This is a genomic window from Microbacterium sp. Bi128 (assembly GCF_918698205.1).
Genome location: NZ_CAKKMM010001548.1, coordinates 1 through 1,148, shown reverse-complemented (window position 1 = coordinate 1,148; position 1,148 = coordinate 1). Strand labels below are relative to the sequence as shown.

Below are 1,148 nucleotides of genomic sequence, written 5' to 3'. Positions count from 1 at the left end.
AACCATCCCGCCGTCGTCAGTGCTTGGTTCCGTCGAGACCTGGACATCGCGCAGGATGCCGAGGTCCGCGATGGTGAGGACCGGGATTTCGGGGTCGCACACGGTGGCAGCGACCGCCCAGGCCTTCTCCCGGGCAGTATTGCCCTTGGCGGCGTTGCGGCGCTCGGCGGTTTCCGGATCGGAGACAAACATTTCCATGGTCTCTACCAGCTGGCTCCGGGGTACTCGCGGGCGAGCACCTGCATCTCGGCGAGGAGGTAGCCGAGGTGTTCGGAGTGCAGGCCGCGGCGGCCCCCGCCCGGTGATGGCTGGACGTTGGGGACCTCGAGCTCGGCTTCGGCCAGGATCTCGCCGGTGAGCCGGTCGAAGTCGTCGCGCAGGCTCGATGGCTGGGGCGCGGCGCCGGCTTCGCTGAGGCGTCCGGTGAGTTCGTCGTCGCGGAACAGCTCATCCACGAAGGGCCAGATGACTTTGAACGCCTGGATCATGCGCTGGCGCGATTCGTCCGTGCCGAGGGCCAGGCGCAGCACCCACTGGGCACTGTGGTCCCGGTGGTAGTCAACTTCCTTGACCGCCTTGGCGGCGATGCCGGCCAGGGTGGAGTCGGTGGAGGACGTCAGTCGGCGGTAGAGCTCGAACTGGTAGTAGCTGACCACGAACTGCCGGGCGATGGTGACGGCGAAGTCCCCGTTCGGCTGCTCGAAGAGCGCCGCGGAGCGGAACTCGTGCTCGCGGCGGAAGTAGGCGAGATCGTCTTCGCTGCGCCCGTCCAGGCCGCCGGCGTAGCTGAGGAAGGACCGGGCATGGCCCAGTTCGTCCAGGGCGATGTTGCCGAGGGCGACGTCCTCTTCGAGCTCCGGCGCGCGGGAGATCCAGTGGCCCAGGCGCTGGGCCAGGATCAGTGCGTCGTCACCCAGGCGCAGGGCGAACTCGGCAGCGTCTTCGCTTGGCTTCGCGGAGCCGCGGCTGACGGCGAGGGCGATGTCTTCCGGACGGAGGGCGTTGCCGGGGGTGATGCGGGTGGCGCTGGCGGTGGCCTCGCCGCTGCCGCTGGAGCCCTTGACGCCGACGGAGATGTCGCCGTGGCCGCCGGTTTCTGTTTCTGCGGGAGCCGCAGCGGCCGCAGTTTCGGGTGAGGTGCTCACAGG

General features: G+C 69.0%; 1 protein-coding gene and 1 pseudogene. Both read right to left on the bottom strand.

Features of this window, described 5'->3' with window-relative positions; all coding sequences use genetic code 11:
• Positions 1–192, bottom strand: a pseudogene (locus LQV45_RS34455) (phenylacetate-CoA oxygenase subunit PaaJ); the annotation flags it as partial.
• Between the two features lie 11 nt (positions 193–203).
• Positions 204–1,145: a 1,2-phenylacetyl-CoA epoxidase subunit PaaC gene (paaC, locus tag LQV45_RS34450; RefSeq protein ID WP_230012381.1), complete on the bottom strand. Its 942-nt coding sequence runs from the start codon at positions 1,143–1,145 to the stop codon at positions 204–206.
• Positions 1,146–1,148 lie beyond the last annotated feature (3 nt).